The 15,065-nt window shown below is 62.5% G+C and carries 10 protein-coding genes and 1 pseudogene; 5 read left to right on the forward strand and 6 right to left on the reverse strand.

All coding sequences use genetic code 11. The features are described from left to right. Nucleotides 1-217 precede the first annotated feature (217 nt). Nucleotides 218-2,149, forward strand: a complete 1,932-nt coding sequence (locus L324_RS09550) for a tetratricopeptide repeat protein (RefSeq protein WP_051173806.1) — start codon at nucleotides 218-220, stop codon at nucleotides 2,147-2,149. Nucleotides 2,150-2,369: 220 nt separating this feature from the next. Continuing rightward, nucleotides 2,370-3,092 (forward strand): cysteine hydrolase family protein, encoded by a 723-nt coding sequence (locus L324_RS40875; RefSeq protein WP_235783475.1) that lies wholly within the window; start codon nucleotides 2,370-2,372, stop codon nucleotides 3,090-3,092. Between the two features lie 2,302 nt (nucleotides 3,093-5,394). On the opposite strand, the gene L324_RS43215 is transcribed toward L324_RS40875, so the two are convergent. From L324_RS43215 to L324_RS09570, 5 genes and pseudogenes are all read right to left on the reverse strand, one after another. Further along, nucleotides 5,395-5,544 carry a hypothetical protein gene (locus L324_RS43215; protein WP_173426364.1) on the reverse strand — a complete coding sequence of 50 codons (150 nt, stop codon included), beginning with the start codon at nucleotides 5,542-5,544 and terminating at the stop codon, nucleotides 5,395-5,397. A 472-nt stretch (nucleotides 5,545-6,016) separates the two neighbouring features. Continuing rightward, nucleotides 6,017-6,262 carry a hypothetical protein gene (locus tag L324_RS44110; protein WP_369094787.1) on the reverse strand — a complete coding sequence of 82 codons (246 nt, stop codon included), beginning with the start codon at nucleotides 6,260-6,262 and terminating at the stop codon, nucleotides 6,017-6,019. A 50-nt stretch (nucleotides 6,263-6,312) separates the two neighbouring features. After that, a pseudogene (locus tag L324_RS41520) lies at nucleotides 6,313-6,608 on the reverse strand (transposase); the annotation flags it as partial. A gap of 436 nt (nucleotides 6,609-7,044) precedes the next feature. Next, nucleotides 7,045-8,787, reverse strand: a complete 1,743-nt coding sequence (locus L324_RS09565) for an ATP-dependent helicase (protein WP_037305763.1) — start codon at nucleotides 8,785-8,787, stop codon at nucleotides 7,045-7,047. Next, nucleotides 8,784-10,508, reverse strand: a complete 1,725-nt coding sequence (locus L324_RS09570) for an ATP-dependent nuclease (protein ID WP_037305764.1) — start codon at nucleotides 10,506-10,508, stop codon at nucleotides 8,784-8,786. The genes L324_RS09565 and L324_RS09570 overlap by 4 nt, the downstream gene beginning before the upstream one ends. A 699-nt stretch (nucleotides 10,509-11,207) precedes the next feature. Here L324_RS09570 and L324_RS09575 point away from each other — a divergent pair. Then, complete coding sequence (locus L324_RS09575) at nucleotides 11,208-12,059, forward strand: DUF8757 domain-containing protein (protein WP_037305767.1); 852 nt, start codon at nucleotides 11,208-11,210, stop codon at nucleotides 12,057-12,059. Here L324_RS09575 and L324_RS09580 read toward each other — a convergent pair. Further along, entirely contained in the window at nucleotides 12,045-12,497 is a 453-nt protein-coding gene (locus L324_RS09580; RefSeq protein ID WP_037305768.1) for a DUF488 domain-containing protein, read from the reverse strand. The genes L324_RS09575 and L324_RS09580 overlap by 15 nt on opposite strands. A gap of 508 nt (nucleotides 12,498-13,005) precedes the next feature. On the opposite strand from L324_RS09580, the gene L324_RS43865 reads away from it, so the two are divergent. Continuing rightward, entirely contained in the window at nucleotides 13,006-13,140 is a 135-nt protein-coding gene (locus L324_RS43865; RefSeq protein ID WP_268871897.1) for a hypothetical protein, read from the forward strand. A gap of 486 nt (nucleotides 13,141-13,626) precedes the next feature. Continuing rightward, a complete protein-coding gene (locus tag L324_RS42235; RefSeq protein WP_152546776.1) occupies nucleotides 13,627-14,982 on the forward strand; it encodes an Ea47 family protein in 1,356 nt (451 codons plus the stop codon). Nucleotides 14,983-15,065 lie beyond the last annotated feature (83 nt).

The raw sequence follows: 15,065 nt of genomic DNA on the forward strand, positions 1-15,065 counted from the left end.
GACTATCGAGGGCGGGACCGGCGTACAGATCGGCGACGGCAACGTTCAGCACCTTCACCTGCCGCTACCGGAACCTCTCGCGTGGCCGATCCGGGTCGGCGTCGTACCACTGGCGGCGAACTGTTTCCAACCGCGAGCCCTATGCGAGCACCGGACAGGCACTGACCGTGCTGCCGTATCAAGGGCCGCGGTATCGCCGATACGTGTCCTGTCCGGGTTGGGCGGCGTTGGCAAGACCCAACTCGCCGCGGATCACGCGGAATCACAGTGGGCCGCCGGCGCGATCGACCTTCTGGTCTGGGCCACCGCAACCTCCCGAGAATCGGTGCTGACCGGCTACGCAGACGCGGCAGCTCGCATCATCAGCCCAGTCGCCACGGTTCCGGCACGTATGGCCGAGCAACTGCTCACCTGGCTGGCACAGACCACGCGCCGGTGGCTGATAGTCCTCGATGATTTGCAGGATCCTGGCGATCTGACGCGGCTGTGGCCACCAACTATCGCCACCGGCCAAGTCCTGGTGACGACGCGTCGACGGGACGTCGCTCTCGCCCGCGCGGACCGCACGATCACCGATGTCAACGTCTTCACGTCCGGTGAGGCAGATGCCTATCTTCACGACGTCCTCGCTGATCGGCCTTACCTACTCGAGGGAGCCGACGAACTCGCGCGCAACCTCGGGTACCTGCCCCTAGCACTGGCGCAAGTGGCCGCCTACCTCCTCGACCGGGATCTCACCTGCAGCGAGTACTGCACCCGACTGGCCGACCAGCGCACCAAGCTCCCGGACCTGCTTCCCGGCCCTGGTGAACTCCTGCCCGACGATCACCGCAACACCCTCGCCGCTACCTGGTCACTGTCCCTTCGCCTGGCCGACCGGATGGAACCAGCGGGCGTCTCGCGGCCTCTGCTGGTCATGGCATCGCTTCTGGACCCCAATGGCATACCTACGGTTCTGTTCACTACTCCCGCCGTCCTGCGACACCTCGAAAAGGTCCTCGACAAGAAAGTCACAGCAGAACAGGCCCGCGACGCCCTCTACATCGCCCACCGCCTCAACCTGGCAACCATCGGACGAGAGACACCGAATCGCATGATCCGAATGCACGCTCTCGTACAACGGGCAATCGGGGAAACCACCAGCGAATCCGACCGCGAGAACGCGGCGAGAGTCTGCGCCGACGCCCTGCTGTTCGTCTGGCCACCAGTCGAACGCGACACGGCATTCGCGCAAACCTTGCGCTCCAACACCGACGCACTGCTGGTCAACGCCGAAGCACACCTCTGGGCCCCTCGCGGTCACGAGGTTCTCTTCCGAGCAGGCGAGAGCCTTGGTGGCTCAGAACTGCTTGCCGCAGCCATCACTTACCACGAGAATCTCTGCGCCAGCGCTATGCACTACCTCGGCCCCGACCACCCGCAGACTCTCACCGCCCGCTATGCCCTGGCCGAGTGGCGTGGAGAAACAGGCGATAGCCACGCAGCGGTGTCCGCTCTTACCGGGCTGCTACCTGACCTGATCCGAATTCTGGGGCCCGATCACGAGGACACACTGGGAGCCCGGCACAGCCTCTTACACTGGAAGGGCCAATTCGAGCCCGCAGCGAGAACTGCCGCAGCTGACGGGCTTCTGCCCGACCTCCTGCGTGTCTTCGGGCCACAGGACGATCGCGTCCTCAGGCTTCGCCTCGATCTCGCCCGCTGGCTACGCAGATCCGGCGACCTGGTTGCTGCCGTCGAAGCGCTCCATTCCGTGCTCGCCGACCAGCAGGCGGCCTTGGGCGCCGATCACCCGAGCATCACCAAAACCCGCTTCAACATCGCCATGTGCCGGGGCGAAGCAGGCCATCCACTTGATGCTGTGGCGATGCTGGAGGAGTTGCTGGCCGACGAGTTTCGGGTCTTCGGTGCCAGCCGGCCTCACTGGCAGCTGTCAATTCGTGCCGAGGTTGCCTACTGGCAACACGAGGCGGGTGACACCGTCGCCGCGGTGGCGGTTCTCGAAGAACTCCTGGTCGACCAGGTCCGCCTCGGCGGTCCCGACCACCCGAGAACGTCCTACACCCGTAGGAAACTCGAAGCGTGGCGACAACCGCTGTCGATGCATCCCGATCCCGAAATACCTGGCCGCAGTCGAGAAGGCACCTAGACCCCGCAGACTGTGAAGGCTGTGCGGTGTCGGCCCGTCGGAGGTAGCCGACCTTGGTCGCCCAAGCAAGTTCGGAGCCATGAACCCGCGAGAGTTAGGAGAGAGCTGCGGTTTCGGCGTGGCCTTGACTGTTTCTGCCGCCGAACCGGAGCGGGAAGACGATCAACGGTTGGACTGTTCACCTAAGGAGAGCTGAGCGATGGGGTCTACTGCGCTGTCGATGATCGACATGCAGAACTCGTACGTCGCGGAGGATGGCGTCCGGGACGCGTTGGGCTGGCCGCCGATCTGGCGGTTGGAGGAGACGGTCACGGCCTGCGCGGATCTGCTGGCAGCTGCACGGGCCCAGGAATTGCAGGTCATCTACTCCCGGTCGACCGGCGGTGCTGCCGGGACACTCGGAGAGAGTCCCCGCATGGCTCGGTTGCTGGCTCACCGCGGGCACCTCATTCCTGAAGTGGGAGCGGCCGGCCAGGAGTGGAACCGGCAGATCATGGACGCGGTCGCGCCTGAGCAAGGTGACGTCATACTGGACAAGACCCGGGCCAGCTTCTTTGACTACACCGAACTTGATCCGCTGCTTCACAACCTCGGCGTCCAACGACTCGTCGTCGCTGGCTTGCAGACGAACGTGTGCGTCGAAGCCACCGCCCGAGCCGCGCTGGCCCGCAACTTCGAGGTCGCCGTGCCCGGCGACGCGGTGTCAACAGACGGCCCCGCCTTGCACGAGGGCGCGCTCAACTCCCTACGCGTCCTCTATACAGAGGTCGCCCCATGGCGCGAGATCCTCACACCCGACGCGCCCTGGGACCGTGCCTTCACCACGCCGAACTACGGCCGCGATCCGGCTTACTGGACCGAGACCACCGCAACCGCGCGTCAGAGACACGGTGAACAGAATCGCTCCAACCGGCCAGTCATCCACAGGTCGGTCCGCGGCTGATCCGATCGCTAAAGGCTGCGGCACGACGGCCCAGCGACGATGAACCAGTCACCAGCGCTGGATCGGGCAGACCGGTCACCTCGCCCTGTGGTAACGCTCCTTCACGGGATCGTGACGCCATCATGGAGCCCCGCACGGCGCGCCAATCACCGGCGACCAGGTGGGGGCCGTGCCGGACAGGGCGCGGCCAGGCTCCGGTGCGCGCGGCCGCCCACGAGCGCGGTGTTTCCTGCTCGACGGTACGGTAGGGCAGCCGAGCAGGAAGACTGACGCACTTCTCGCAATCCGCAGACTTTCATAGGCCAGCAACTCCTGGACCCAAGCTGACTGGACAAGCGTGTCCCAGTACTTGCAGGGATCACCAAGGCCACCCCAAGCCCCCTGTGGTACGAGTTGACAACTACTTTCCTGGTTGGCGCAACGTTGATCATCGTATGCCTACTGTCGACGACCTCACCGTGGCGATTGGACGCCACAGGATGAGGCCACCTAGACCAGCATCAAGCTCTGCTGCAAGCCCATGCTTACCAGTCAATGACCTGCGCAGAGGCTCCTCCGAGCCCGGCTGTGAGGACTACAAACCCACTGCCAACTCTTACCAGCAAGCTGTGGCGCCAAGGCCAGGCTTGTGCACCGCTCTGAGCTTGGCATTCAGCGACTCTTCCGCGCCCAACTTCAGTGACACGCGAGGGTAGCCAGCTGCCACATCGTGCAGCCTTGATGATGCGCCTCATCCAACAAGGAGACTACGTAGCGAACTGCTCCACACAGAGTTGGCTTCGACCTGAGGCGCATCGGCCACAAGACTTGTTGACCCTGATGCGATAACCACGTCAGGTCGACGCTTAACAATTCACTGCCGGATTATTAAGCATTTGAATTGAATTAATAGATTCCTCGCAATTACCCACCCTGCATTGTCCGCCACCATTAACTTACTCGGCGTGCCAACCTCTCTACCAGCGACGATGCGGCTACCGGGGGGTGGCTGATGGCCGAAAAATAAGCCTGGTACTCTTACCTCAGAGTTTCGGGCACGACAGCGTGCTGCGAAAACAAGCCCCGGGCACCCGCCCGGGGCTTTCGTCGTTTTGAAGGGAGGGTGAAGTGGGACGGCGTCGCAATAAGCGAACCGCTGACGAGTCGCAAAACACTCGTGGTGAACCCGAGTCACCGTCGGTTGCTGTGCGTCCAGCTCAGGACGCACCCCCTCCCATCAGCCCAACTGTGTCGTCAGCTGCGCCTACAGAGGAGCGAGACGTGCCTGACTCGCATGGCCCCGATGCCGAGACTCAGCGGGGGCAACAACTGGCAAGTACTACCGGAGACAGTCCCCGGTTCCCCAGCAGCTTGGGCGACTACGGTCCGCGTGCCGGGACAGCTCCCCAGAACTTCCTGGACCTGCTGGACCGCTGGTTCATCCGCGCCACTCAGTCTCCGCAGGCGACTATGTTGCACCTATTGCTGGTTGTAGGCATCCTCGGCCTACCGATTCTCGGCCTCAGCTACTTACCGACGGTGGTTGCGAACGTGAGTTCTGCCGTCAACATCCCGAAGTCCATCCTGTGGCTGGCAACCACGGGTACAGGAGCAGGCATCGTCGTGCCCTTGGCGAGGTGGGCGCTGCGGACCCACCGAAAGAAGCAGGCGTCTAGCGTGGCGCCAACTGACGATGCAGGTGTAGTCGACGAGTTACCTAGGACAGGTGAGACTCAACCCTGAGCCCTGCCCATATGGCGAACGCAGTAGTGACCACCATTGCAGCCACTACAACTGCCAGCGCAGGCGCAGCAGACAAGCCCACCAGGCTCGCGACGAAAGCGCCACAAGCCAAGCCGGCTAGCGCTGCGCCCACGCTCAGAAAACTTGTGACGGCAATGAGCACCACAAGCTGAGTTGGACCTGACTTCACGGGAAGCATCCTCTCGAGAGTACGGGATGAAGCATCAAGCAAGCCATCGAGCGTCCCCTCGGCATGATGAGCCCCACATCAACGTCCAGTCTTGACCTATGGTCGCAGTGCTGGGATCACAGCTGCACCAGGGCGTGACAAGGGTGTCTCGAACTCCTCTCCTGGGCGACCCACGCCTTCTCGACACCCAGATCAAGTGGAGCGCCAGACTGCTGGAGCAAGCTAGCAGCCTGTGCGCTGCGCTTATTGAACCAACTCTCGCTGATCGGGAACTGGGTTCCGGGCACCCGACCGAGGTCGCTGGGCGCAACCTCGCCAGCACCTAATCTCAGCGGGCGGCTTGACTAGTCAAGCACCCTATACGCGACCATCCCACGGTCTCCACCCCGTTCACATGGGGACGAAGTCCGTGCCTGCAGCCACCCAGCCCAGCTGGTGTTCGCCGCCGAGGATGTCCTCGACCGCGTCGACGACCACGGTGACCTGCTCGCCGACCTCGGCGCCACAAGCGCGTACTGCCTTAAGCCGGTCCCGGAACACAGACCGACGCCGACCCGAGAGCACCTCAGTCGTGCGAGACCGGTACACGCCGCTCAAGGTCTGACGTGACTGCTTGCTCATCGGACGACCCGCGGTTTACGAGTCGACGCGCTCGGTCAAGCGCTCCAGCACGCAGGGTGCAAGTTCAGCGGCGGTCGCCCGAATTCAGTAGCGCGGGTGACGCCGAAAAGCGGACACGCTGACAAGGGGAGCAGGCATGCACCGAGGGCCGCTCTCGGGCGGCGACGATGTCGTGGCGGTCAATCCTACCCCCCAATGGGGTCACGGTCACGTCAGCGGCCGCGAGCTAGGCGTGCAAGCCGGTCGTAAGGCGAAGCCGGTCCAAAGCCGTCACTCAGTCTTCGTCAGCCCTAGACTAGGCCGCTCGACATCGTAGCGAGTCCGTCTTCCACCACAACTGTGATGGAAGACGGACTTAACGGGGCGATCGCGTGCACGGGTTTGCCTGCATCTACCAACATGAGCTGCGCCTGGGTGATTGGGTCCCACAGGCGCACCTGTGATCCCCGCCGCCGGTAGTTAGCAGAGTACGGCCGTCGGGCAGCGGCACCGCAGCCACGGCATCCACTGGCCTGGTGTGGCCGGTGAGCGATTCACCGACCGGCTTACCGGTCACCGGATCCCGCAATCGCACTGTGGCATCCCCGCCAGTGGTAGCCAGCAAAGTACGACCATCAGACAACGACACCGCAGCCATCGCCAGCACTCCAGGGCCTGTCCCGTGATCGGTGTTTCCGGCGTTGTTGTTCAGTAGGTTTCGGCTCCCGACCAGCGGTCACCGAACGTGATGGCGAGCGCGTTGATCACTGGCTTCCAGCGCATCGTCCGTCGGGCGCGGCCTGTTCCGGTCAGGTCCAGGCTGCGGGTGACAAGGTATAGGCACTTCATCGCTGCCTGTTCGGTCGGGAAGTGCCCGCGTGCGCGGATCGCCCCCCGGTACCGGGCGCGTTGAGCGATTCGATCGCGTTCGTGAAGCAGATCATCGTCCGGACCTCGGCGTCGTAGTCGAGGAGCGGCGTGAACTCGTCCCACGCAATGCGCCAGTGTCCGAAACAGCCCAGCTGAGCACGATGTGGAGGTCGGCGCGTTCGATCATCAGGATGTCGCAGTCCAGAACGACGTCTCCGAGATCAGGTGGACGACGGTCTTTCGCGAGCGTCCGATCGGCAGGGTCTCGTAGCAAGTCCAGAGGCCAGCGAAGCTGGGATTCGCTTCGCGCAGACCACGGAGGAAACACCCGCCATGACCACGTACTAACCTTGCCTACTGTCGTAGCGACCGCGGCACAATCCCGGTGAAGTCCTTGTTGATCGGGACGTTTGTCACGTCGTCACCAGCCACCGCTGCTGGCTTGGCGAATCCCCGCACTGAGTACCGCAAGCGATGAGATGGTTCCCGCCACGAAAAGTCCTTCCCCGACACGGGAGGACCGGCCGCCCGTCGCCCCGCCCGACTACGGGGCAACGAGCATTCGCTGGATTACGCGAGCCCGATTTCCTTCACGAACCGACTCACTCCGGCGTTTATCCTACGATTGTACTTGGTCACGACGAAGCCCGAGAAGAAGATCCGGAGCTCCTTACGAGCCCGGGTGATCGAGACATAGAACCGGCGACGATCTTCAGCAAGGTCCTCCGATGTCTTCGACTGGTAGCTCGGCATCAGCTCCTCGTCCGCGCCGACGATGAGCACGACGTCGAACTCAAGCCCCTTGCTCGATGTCGTAGTGGTCACTTCCACCCGGTCGCGCGGCAGGGCACGCATCGCCAACTCGTCCAGGGACAGCAGTCGCATCACCGCCGCCATCCTTTTCACCTCGGGTGCGTCCGCAGCCAATATGACCTGGCGCAGCGCCTTGCCGAGCCCGACAGCGTCGAGGTCGTCCAGGAACGTGGTAGCCGGCTCGTCGCGTCGGTCAGCCCAACTGATCAGCCACGCGACCAGGTCGCGGTCGTGCTGATACGTCCACAACGAACCCAGCAGGTACCGCCAACGCTTCAGTAGATCCCCGAGCCGGTAGCCGCTCTTCTCCCGGCCCGCGGCAGCCCACGCTGCTGCGGCCTCGACGAACAGCGTCACCGAGGTCGCCCGGTACTCGTTCGAGTCGCGAAAGAACACTGGGATCCCGGCTTCGCGCAGTGCCGTGGTCACCTCCACACAGATCTGCCGGGTCGGGCACAGAACCGCGATCTCGTGCAGATCCACCCCGGACGCGTGAGCCTTCCGCGCCGCGGAGATTACCCGCGCGTACTGATCAGGCAAACCACCAAGGCAGTAGGAGCCCGACACTTCACCGCCTGGCCGGTCACCGACAATCGGCGGACGATCGCCTCTCATCCGGTTCGCGACCTTGATGATCTCCGCACCACACCGGTAGTTGCGGGTGAGCTCGACGGTCCCGACGTCGTGCCGCGCGGCGAGTTCGTCGAGCAATTCGGGCCGCGTGCCGGTGAACGCGAACAGTGCCTGGTCGGGGTCACCAACCGCGAACAGTTCCGAGTTCGTGTAGTGGTCGAAGCACAACGCCTTCACCACCCGGTCCAGGCCGGGCGCGAGGTCCTGGTATTCGTCGACGTAGAGGTGCGAAAACTGGGCGGCCAGGGTCTGTCGCACGACGTGGTGGTTCTCGATCAGGTCCACTGCGGTGGCGATGAGGCCGCTGAAGTCGTGCAGCCCACGCTCGGCCAGTTTCACCTCGTACAGCCGCGCCGCCTTAATCACGCCCTCGCCGGTCTTCGCCCAGTCCTCTTCGGAGGCCATTCGTTGCCGGAGCTTGCCGATCGTCGACGGCACCAGCCAGCTGTCGCCGAGAGGGAAGGCTTCGGCAATCGCCTCCCGCAGCAACTTGGCGCTCTCCTCGTTGCTTGCGATCGTGATCCTGGCGAGCTCCGGGCGGGCGACCACATGCGCAAACGGTTCCACGACCTTGCGCAGCAAGAAGCTGTGCACGGTGCCGATGACCAGATTGGGGCGTTCCTCGACACCGAGTTCGTCGACCCGCCGCCGAAGCTCGTCCGCGGCAGCGTTTGTCAGGGTGATACACGCGGCGCCCTGCGGTTTCCTGATCTTGTTCGCGAGATCGTAGGCCATCCGGGTGGTGAGCAGCTTCGTCTTCCCGCTGCCGGGCGGGGCGAGCACGACGCAGTGGCCCTCGGTCGTGAACGCCTCCCACTGACGGTCATTCTTCTTGAGGTCGTCGATCGACGTCGAGAGCTTGCTCAACGAGACACCAGGTATCGGAGAGCGTCCTCGACGTGACGCGCCGGAGCGACGTCGTGCAGCGAGAGTCGCTGGGCGTACCTGCCCTTGCCACCCGCGTTCTTCAGCATCTTCATGAACTCGTCGTGACCAGGGTCTGCATTCCCCCACGACTTGATCTTGGCCACCGACTGGTCCTTGCAGAGCTCCTGCAACGCAGTGAACGACGGTTCCAGGTTCTCCGGCTTGGTGGTGATGAGATCATGTTCGAAGGTGGTGTTACCGACGAAGATGCCGTGTTCACTCGGCGTGCCTGACAGCCCCAGAACATCCAGGAGGTCTGCGGCTCGCGTGGCGCCGGCCGAGGTGCCCTTGGCGTCGACGTCGCCATCGGTGATCACTGCCCATGGCAGTCCCAGCGCGGTGCAGAAGCGCACGTATGAGGAGAAGTGGGTGCCGTGGACCGCGCACACCGTGATTCCCTCCTTGTCTAGGTCGATTCCCATTGCATGCGCGAGCTTCGGCATCAGCACCTGCTCCGCGAAGCCCTCGACGAGCAGTACCTTGCGCGCGAAGACCAGCTCGGCGCGCGTCGCGTCGAGGTAGCGCGCGATGTCATCCCACTCGACCGTGGTCAGGTCTGCATCGCGTGCCTGCGAGGCCACTGTCGTGCCGTCTACGTTGCGCAGCACCACCAGGCAACGCGGGTCGGTGACGCTGGCGATGTGCGGAGATTGGGTCGTCACCAGGGCGGTGTGCGTGCCGTCGCGATCTGCCAGCAACCGCCGGAACACCAGCCGCTGTAAGTGCGGATGCAAGTGCGCCTCCGGTTCTTCGATGGCCATCACCACGTGTGCGATGTCCGGGTCGTTGATCATCCGGGCGTCCAGGCCCAGCTCCTGCAAGGCGAGGTAGAGCACGTTGAGCGTGCCGAGGCTGGCGCTGCTCAGCGGCCGGTTGGCGTCGCCGTCCACGAACAGCTTCATCGCGCGGATCAGCTTCGTCGGCTCATCAGGCGCCGCCGCGAGCCTCGTCTCGACGGCCTGAGCATCTCCTACCATCTCGATCAAGCGGGCACCGATGCTGCCGCCGAGTTCCTTGATTACTTCCAGGTCGTTGAGCTTGTCGTTCGCCACCTTCATCGCGGCCTTCACGTCGTGTAGGCCATCACCGTCGGCCGCAGCGGCGGCTGCGGCCATGAGCAGTTCCCGTAGCGGCGAGCGCCGCCAGTTGCGAATGTCGGCCTCGACGTCACGCAGCGCGTGAAGGAAGACCAAGTGCAGGCTGGCCAGGTTGTCGACCCTGATCGGCTGCTCGACGTTCTCCCCGCCGAACACAGCGCCCTTGTAGCGCGGCCTACCTTCCTCGTAGCCCGTGTCGACAGGCGCGAATCGGTAGGTGAGCCGAGCCCGGTCCTCGGAGATGAGCGCGTTGGCGTGGGCGAGAGCGGCAATGAGCCCGTGATCGTCGAAGAAGTCCGCCACCTCGATCGACGCCTCGATCACATGCACCCCGGACATCGGATCCCAGTCGGACTCGCCGGAGGACAGCCCGTCCCAGAAGTCCTCGGCGCCCAGCTGGCGGTCCGCGTAGGACAGGCGGCCGTCGAGGATCAGGCGCAACGCGTGCACCAAGTTGCTCTTACCCGCCCGGTTCTCCCCCACGATCACCGTGCCGGGGCACAACTCCAACTCGATGTCAGCCAGATTCCGAAAGTTTTTTACCGCAAAACGGGCGATGCGCATGACCTTTGGACGCTCCAACAGATCGAGGGTTGAGCACGAAAAGGTACCCGATCGGGTGATAGCGCCATCGGATCGACTGACAAGCTGTCAACAGAAATTGGATTGAACCTCTCCGACGACACTGCTGAACGACTGGAGATCAAATTTGTGGCCGCTGTCCGTATCGAAACCGAGGCCAATTAACACCGACCGCCTTGATCGACCTGCACGGTAACAGCTGGGTTAGGAACCCAACTCCATAGCCGGATGCGACAGTCCGCGCCTTTCCGTGCGCAGCACCCGCGTCAAGATGCGGGAACGCTCCGCCCCGACACACAAAGATTTGTGTAGTCCTTCGGCCGAGATCGGCCGCTGATGCAACTCTTGTTGATGGGCATACCTGCTTCGCACGCTCAACTAAGCCGCGGTCAAGTCCAGCCACGGTCACGCACGGCGACGCCTCCGACGAGATCGCCTGCGCGACGTTCGAGGATGCATCGGCAGCACGGTTCTGCCTACCCTCTTGGAGATCAGCGAGCGCGTGCAGCAGGCCCGGCCCAACCTGCCTGTTGCACCGACGTCCTTGTGCTTGATGCCAAGTGTGCTGAGGCAACGCCGAAGACTGCTGGCCAGCAGTTAGATCACTCCTTTGGACGTTCACGCAGTGACCGCTATCGGGGTTACGTTGGATAGCTCAGGTGGACGGATCGGGGAGGTCCGATGACACAGCTACCGATGTTCGGTCAGCCACCGGACACCCCGACCGCCAAACCGGTAGGTGATCAGGCGGTAACGCTACAGGTCCTGGTCACCGTGAAGGCGGCACCCAACCCTTCCGAGAAGTACGGCGAAACAGTCTGTGTAGCCGGACTAAGTCTCGACCCGAACCGTCAAGGCTGGATCCGCCTCTACCCGATCAACTTTCGCGAACTCGGCCCCGACGCGAGTTTCGCGAAGTACGACGTGGTGTCGGTCGAGGCGGTACCGGCCAGGCAGGACAGCAGGCAGGAGAGCTGGCGACCGCGCATGCCAACCCTGAAGGTAGGGAAACACCTGACCAAATGGTCGCATCGCCGCCCGTGGCTCGATCCGGCGATCAGCAGCCAGACGACCATGTGTCGCCTCATCGGCGCCACCATGAACACGCAGTCGTTGGCCCTCATCCGCCCGAAAAGGATCACTGCGCTACGGATTGTTCAGCATCAGGGCTGGTCGAAGGCGCAGCAAGCCAAGATCGACACCTACGTCGGCCAGCTCGATCTTTTCGGCAACGAAGACCGGACGCCGCTGCATGCGCCACGGTTCGCCGGCACCTACCACTACGAGTGCGAAGAGTCCGACTGCAACGGCCACAAGCAGGGATTCATCGACTGGGAGTTCGTCGCGTTCCAGCTCCTACGTCTCCGCGGCATGAACGACAATGAGGCCGCACAACGGCTCGAGCAACGGTTTCTGCACGAAGTCTGCAGCCCTGATCGCGACATCGCCTTCTACGTCGGCAACGTCGCGGCGCATCCCCGGACATTCAGCGTCCTCGGCGTCTACTGGCCACCGCGATCAATTAAGGGGTAGACGGCCGGCGATCTCACCCAGCACGACATCACGGTGACACCGGCGCTGATCGGCCTCGAAGCACAGCACGGCAACACGCTCACCGGCCGCAAGGCGAGCCAGTTCGTCCAGGCTGGCTTGGGCCTCGGCGTTCTCCAGCAGCTCGACGTAACGATCCTTCGCCTGCTTGAGCTCGGTCTCGTCACCGGCGAAGCCGGCACGATTCGTCTTGACGTTCCCCAGCTCCCGTCGATGGTCGTACTCGATCCCAGCCTCGGCCAGCGCGGCACGTAACGCCGTTTTGCTGAACCCCCTCTTACGCGAGATCGGCGTCAACCGGACATCGACGAGACGCGTCACACCACGCCGCACAAGCCCGTCAATGAACTCGGAGATCTCCTGCCCCTCGTACCCGACACCGATAGCGCCGGCACAAAGCCGGGTCGCGCTGCTGGTCATACTCACACCCTGTCATGGCACATCCTGCGAGGGCGAGCCCACCCCACTCCCATTTCTGCATAGGCGCTAGGTCGAGCGTCCGCATCAGCAGTGGGGCTAGCGGCTTTCGTTTCCCTCATTCCTCTGGTCAAGCCACTCGACCCGAGCGGCATCGTCGCGATCGTTGCCAGGAACAGCGTGCTCGGACTCCCAACACGCACGGACCGTGCGCATCAGCAGGCGTGAGCGCTCCGCTCCCAGGCCGAAGAGCCGCATCAGGCCTTTCCGCCGAGATCGGACGTTGGTGCTCCTCACGATGACGACGGTCCACCTCGATGGCTTTCACCACGAGGTCGTCGTCGATCTTGGACAAGCTTGACCGCTTCGTTGGCTGCGGGGATGAGTCGATCAGCCGAGTCCCGTCCGTCCGAGGGAGCTTCGGGAGTTGTCGACGCGGGTGCGCTCGGCGACGATGCTGATACATCAGGTTGCTCGACAGACGGCGCCGTGGGCGCGAGCTCTCGAAGTAATGCTGGGCCGACGTCGGCCCAGCGATCAGCAGGAGTGGGCCGACGGCGTCGAACAGCGCTCGGCCGATCTCGCCCGCGATGAGCGGTTCGGCCACGTTCAGGGCCAGCGTGACGACGCTCGAGACCAGCAGTAGTCGATGTGCTGGTCGGATCACCTCAGCGGAGGCGCCACGCAGCGACAGCTGCCGGATCGCGATCAGCAGCGCCAGGACCTGCCGAACCCGAACAGGAACGTGAGACCAACGGATGACCGTGACCAGCTGCAGAACAGCGTCACGCTCATGCGGAAACCACCAGCCTTGGCAGACACGAAGTAACTCTTCGCAACCAGCAACCAAGATCAACTGGCGATATTCAGGCGACCTGAACCGTACCGCAATCGTGCGTCCGAGCCAGCCGGCGAGCAGCGCAGTTCAGGGCAGTTGCTTGAGGAAGTCCTCCTCGGCGACAAGATGATCCTCCTAGGAGAGCATCCCGAACGCGAGATCGTTCTACTTTTGGTTTCGACACTTTGTTAATGAAGTACGAACTGTTTACTAAGCCAGCAACACTCCGTCGTGACAAGGTTGTCACCGATAAATTGGTCGAACTGAGACCACCAGGCACTTAGCCTCAGCACGATGAGCGTGGAACCAGCATCGAAGCCTGAGGGCAATCAGGACACACCCCCTGCCGAGACCACGTGTCCGACGCCAACTGCGCACAAGCGGCTCGAGGAGGGACACCGTTGGTGGCATGGCTGCCTGGACAACTATGATGACCCACCGGCCTTCCGAGCAAACCTCAATGCGTGCCTTCAAGCACTGCGCAACGTGACTTGGGTTCTTCAAAAGGAGAAGCGACTAGTTCCCGAGTTTGATTCCTGGTATCCGCCCCAGCAAGACACGATGCGCGGAGACCCCCTGCTGAAGTGGCTGGTCAACTCTCGCAATCGCGTGGTTAAATCCGGGGATCTTGAACTGCTATCGACAGCGCAGATGCAATTAATTCTTCAGTACAAAGATGTCGCGGCGGCCGTGACGCAGTCTTTACCAAGCGCGACCAGTACCCAGCGCGTCAAGGCGCTACCGTTAGATGCGCGACCAGAGGAGTATCACAAGTTTCTTGCGAATATCCCTACCAGCGTCCTCAACCAGTCAAGCATCTTCATCGAGAGAAGCTGGATTGACAAAGCACTACCAGATAAGGAGCTTCTAAACGCCTTAGCTCATTGCTATGGCACCCTGTCCGACCTGCTCGACAGTGCTCACGAGCAGGCCGGCATAGAAGGCCATTCCGTCATGGCTCACGGGGTCAAACACGACTCCACGCAGCTGTCCACACATGGTGGGCGCCTACCCTGCATGGTCACCACTCTCGACATGCGCACGGCGCACTACCGTTTCGGAGACGCGAAGTTGGTGCGCGGCGAGTATCGAAAGCTCGAAATCCCAAAGACCATAGCCAAACGAACCGTGAAACGCTATGGGCTCGACCAATTCAAAACGGAGCTAAATCAAGACAAAAGCAGCTTATTTGACTTCATGGAACCATTAATGAACCAAGCCTGCCGATTCTTGCAGAGCGACAAGGCTCACATTTTTGTCACATTCCTATTCAAGGGCCCCGAGCTGGTTCACATTCAATCGGCAGTTTTTAACGACCGAGCAAGTAAGCACGCTTACGCCCGCGAACTCGCCAATCAGGTCGCAGCAAATAGCATTGATGGCGTCATCACACTCGGCGAAGTTTGGCAGTCAGGAGTAGTAATCGACGAAGAAGGGGCCGTGATACCACCAGGCGAGGTACCAGACAGACGTGAAGCCCTCGAGGTTTACGCCGAATCGAAGACCGGCGAAAACCGCTCGCTAACAACCTACTTTCACCGTCGCTTTGGGCGCATCATTTTTGATGAAACTATTTCATGCGAAGATCAGTCCACGGAAAACAATTTTATGAGCCCCGTTCGCGCGGTTTGGGCATCCGAGAAGACCTAAATAAGGCACTGAACCAAGCGCTACCCTGGTAGTAGGTCTGCTTCGTTGCTGGGAAACCCAGCAGGCCACCAAACCGGACCACG

The sequence above is a fragment of the Amycolatopsis orientalis DSM 40040 = KCTC 9412 genome, from assembly GCF_000478275.1.
Lineage (GTDB): Bacteria > Actinomycetota > Actinomycetes > Mycobacteriales > Pseudonocardiaceae > Amycolatopsis > Amycolatopsis orientalis.

Bases quoted from the DNA above. Each gene is read 5' to 3' on its own strand.
- L324_RS09570 (WP_037305764.1), bottom strand. From the start codon at position 10,508: ATGCGCATCGCCCGTTTTGCGGTAAAAAACTTTCGGAATCTGGCTGAC.
- L324_RS43865 (WP_268871897.1), top strand. From the start codon at position 13,006: ATGCTGGGCCGACGTCGGCCCAGCGATCAGCAGGAGTGGGCCGACGGC.
- L324_RS44110 (WP_369094787.1), bottom strand. From the start codon at position 6,262: ATGGCTGCGGTGTCGTTGTCTGATGGTCGTACTTTGCTGGCTACCACT.
- L324_RS09575 (WP_037305767.1), top strand. From the start codon at position 11,208: ATGACACAGCTACCGATGTTCGGTCAGCCACCGGACACCCCGACCGCC.
- L324_RS40875 (WP_235783475.1), top strand. From the start codon at position 2,370: ATGATCGACATGCAGAACTCGTACGTCGCGGAGGATGGCGTCCGGGAC.
- L324_RS42235 (WP_152546776.1), top strand. From the start codon at position 13,627: ATGAGCGTGGAACCAGCATCGAAGCCTGAGGGCAATCAGGACACACCC.
- L324_RS09580 (WP_037305768.1), bottom strand. From the start codon at position 12,497: ATGACCAGCAGCGCGACCCGGCTTTGTGCCGGCGCTATCGGTGTCGGG.